The organism is Polyangium sp. 15x6, assembly GCF_029960785.1.
Classification (GTDB): Bacteria; Myxococcota_A; Polyangia; order Polyangiales; family Polyangiaceae; genus Polyangium.
The window spans coordinates 1-3,232 of the sequence record NZ_JASBQE010000229.1; the positions used below are offsets into that span (position 1 = coordinate 1).

Here is a 3,232-nt window from a genome sequence, read left to right on the forward strand (position 1 = left end):
GGCCGATCGGCCACGAGCGGCGCGGCGGTTGCCGGAAGGCACCGCCGCGCCGATGCGTCTTTACATCCCCCACGTCCTTCGGGACGCGCAGAACCCCAAGCGAAAGGCAAAGCCGCATGCAGAGGCAGGGAGCGCTGAAGCGCCAGAAGGAACGCGCGCGTCAGGAAAAGCAGCGCGAGAAGACCGCGAACAAGCTCGAGCGTCGCAAGGAAAAGGACGCGCGCGATACTCACGCGCCGGGTGAAGATCCGGACATCGCCGGCATCGTCCCGGGGCCCCAGCCGCCTCCGGTGGACTGAGCTCGCGAACGCTCTTCTGTGCCTCTCGCGCGCCCTCCGCGCGCTCGCCTGCACCCGAAGCTCGACCTCCCATTTGTGCGGGAGCGGAGCGTCGTGATACGCACCCTCCCATGCGGAACGTGAGACACGTGGGAGTCGTGCTCGTCCTCGGAGTCGCGGCGTGCGGCGGCGCGCCGGGCGCGGGCGGGGCGAACCCCGTGACCACGACGGCGGGTTCTGCGGAGAACGCGACGAAAGGCGCGGGCGATGCCGGGGACGCGATCCCGAAGGCGCCCGAGTCGCAGCAGCCGAACCGATGCGCGAAGGGTGGGCCGTTTCCGGCGCTCTCGGCGGCGCCGAAGCCTGCGACGGAGCCCAAGCCGCTCCCGTGCCGCGCGAGCGACAAGGCGGCCGAGAGCTCGGTCGCCGCGGAGATGCGGGCGCAGTTCAAGCCCACGCGGCCGGGCAGCACGCTCGACGTCTCGTTCGGGTGTGATGGTCTCGATCAACCGATTGCGAGGCTCGTGTACGAGCGAGGCGTCGGGCACGGCAACCAGCTCGAGATCGTGCAGATCTCCCGCCCGGATCCCGCGGGCGCGTCGTACGACGTGATCGGGATCCGCGAGTCGTCGCCGTTCATGAGCAACCCGAAGACGCCTCCGTTCCAGGTCGTGCGCGCGAAAGTTCCGACCGACGCGGTGCACGCGAGAATGCCGTTCGTGCGCGCGGCGCTCCAGACGACGCTCCGCGAGGTCCTGCCGAAGTCGGGGCTCACCGGGTACGCGGCGTTCGGCTCGTCGTCGACCATGCACGCGCTCGTGCGTATCGAGGATGCCGCGGGGCGATCGATCGAGAAGAAGTACTCGGACGCGATCAACAGCGACGGCCAGGGCCAGTTCCTGCCGCTCCTGCGGGCCGACGCGGAGATCCGGCAGATCATCGACAAACTGCCATGGCAGGACGAACCGGCGTCGGGCGACGTGCTGAAGCTCTTCGAGGAGCGGTTCCTCGCGGCGATGGTCGAATCCCCGGCGCAGGACGCCTGGTGGGTGCGTGCTGCTTATCTGGAGCTCGCCGGCCGCGCCGGGGCACGATCGCTCGTGCCGTCGATCCTCGGGTTGCTCGACACGCCTCGTCCCGAGGGGCCCTCCTCGGACGCCTGGGAGCGGAAGCAGGAAGCCGCGATGGAGGCGCTCGCGAAGCTCACGGGGTGGGACGCGCGGAAGGACGCGAAGGGCGCGACGCGCCCGATCGAGGCGGCGGCGCGTGATTTCGTCGCCGAGTGCGGGAAGGTCTCGCCCGTCGCACGATGACGCAGGCGCTCGGTCCGCTCCTCGGGGGGCTCTCGCTGGTGCTCGCGCTGGGCTTCGTGCTCGCGCGCGTGCGGGGCCTCGGCGCGCGCGAGGCCGACGTGCTCAATGGGCTCGTCGTCGACGTCACGATGCCGGCGCTCCTCTTCGCCGTGCTCGCGCGTGACGGCATGGCGTGGGGCGCGGCGCGCGTGCTCCCGTGGTCGGCGACCGCGCTCCTCGCCGCGCTCGGCGTGGGCGCCATCGTGGCGCGGGCCTTCGGCCTCGATGCGCGCGCGATCGGCAGCGCGGGGATCGTCGCGTCCTTCAGCAACACGGGCTTCCTTGGGTTGCCGCTCCTGCTCACGTTGTTCCCGGGCGACGCGGCCGCGAGCTCGGCGGCGATGATGATCGACCTCGTCATCACCACGATCCTGCTCTGGACCCTGGGTCAGGCGTATGCCGAGCGCTTCGGCCGCGGCGCGAGCTTCGACGCGAGAGCCGCGCTCCGTATCTTCAAGAAGCCCCTCGTCCTCGCCGTCCCGCTCGGCGCGCTCGTGCACGCGCTCCACCTGCCGATCCCGCCGTTCTTGCTCACCACGCTCGAAGGGCTCGGCCGGACCACGACGTACCTCGTGTTCCTCTCGCTCGGCCTCTCGCTCGACGTGCGCGCTCTGTCGGGCCGCGTCGCGCCGGCCATCGCGATCTGCGCGGTGAAGCTCCTCTTCGCGCCGGCCGTGGCGCTCATCTGCGTCCGCGTCTTCTCGGTGTCCGAGCCGCTCGCCACGGTCGCCGTGCTCCAGTCGGCGATGCCTTCGGCGCTGGCCAGCGTGATCATCGTCGCGCTCACGGGGTGTGATCGTCCGCTTGCGGCGGCGGTGTGCACACTCGCGTCGCTCGCCTCGATGGCGACCTTGCCTCTGGTCGCCTGGATCATCGACGCCACGCGGCCCTGAGCCTGCTAAGGTCGCGGCCGTGCCGAACCCGAACTACATCACGCCCGAGGGGGCGCGCCGGCTGTCGGAGGAGCTCGGCCGGCTCCGCTCGGTGGACCGACCGCGGATCGTCCAGGAGGTCGCGGACGCGGCGGCGCAGGGCGATCGGAGCGAGAACGCCGAGTACATCTACGGCAAGAAGAAGCTGCGCGAGATCGACCGCCGCATGCATTACCTCACCAAAAGGCTCGAGAGCGCGGTCGTCGTGGATCCGAAGGAGCAGAAGGGGGACAAGGTCTTCTTCGGCGCGGCCGTCGAGGTCGAGGACGAAGACGGCAAACGGCATACGTATCGGATCGTCGGCGAGGACGAGATCGAGAGCAAAACCGGGCACATCAGCTGGAAGTCGCCGGTGGGTCGGGCGCTGCTCGGCAAGAGGCCGGGTGATGTGGTGACGGTGCGTCGCCCGGCGGGTGACATCGAGATGGAGATCGTGAGCGTCAAGTACACGTGAGGTGATACGATGTCCGTGTTTTCCGTCGTTGCGTTCCGCGCGACGGATCGGAGCCATCGATGCCGCCGCGTGTCTTCTTGTCGCTTGCTTCCCTCGCGCTCGTCGCCGCCTCCGCCTCTGCAGCGCTCGCGGCGCCTCCGCCCTTGCCGAGCCCCCCGCCGGCGCCCCCGGCCGCGCCGGCTGCTGCCCCCGATGCCGCGCCCGCGCCCGCTGCCG

The 3,232-nt window shown here is 70.6% G+C and carries 4 protein-coding genes; all 4 read left to right on the forward strand.

Annotated features, from left to right (window positions below):
- The first annotated feature begins 116 nt into the window (after nucleotides 1-116).
- The 4 genes from QHF83_RS53070 to greB all read left to right on the forward strand — a co-directional run bounded on the left by QHF83_RS53070 (nucleotide 117) and on the right by greB (nucleotide 3,016).
- Nucleotides 117-299 carry a hypothetical protein gene (locus tag QHF83_RS53070; RefSeq protein ID WP_282425841.1) on the forward strand — a complete coding sequence of 61 codons (183 nt, stop codon included), beginning with the start codon at nucleotides 117-119 and terminating at the stop codon, nucleotides 297-299.
- 110 nt (nucleotides 300-409) lie between these two features.
- Nucleotides 410-1,591, forward strand: a complete 1,182-nt coding sequence (locus QHF83_RS53075) for a hypothetical protein (protein ID WP_282425842.1) — start codon at nucleotides 410-412, stop codon at nucleotides 1,589-1,591.
- On the forward strand, nucleotides 1,588-2,523 hold the full coding sequence (locus tag QHF83_RS53080) for an AEC family transporter (RefSeq protein ID WP_282425843.1): 936 nt from the start codon (nucleotides 1,588-1,590) through the stop codon (nucleotides 2,521-2,523). The genes QHF83_RS53075 and QHF83_RS53080 overlap by 4 nt, the downstream gene beginning before the upstream one ends.
- Nucleotides 2,524-2,542: 19 nt before the next feature.
- On the forward strand, nucleotides 2,543-3,016 hold the full coding sequence (greB, locus tag QHF83_RS53085; protein WP_282425844.1) for a transcription elongation factor GreB: 474 nt from the start codon (nucleotides 2,543-2,545) through the stop codon (nucleotides 3,014-3,016).
- Nucleotides 3,017-3,232: the final 216 nt, after the last annotated feature.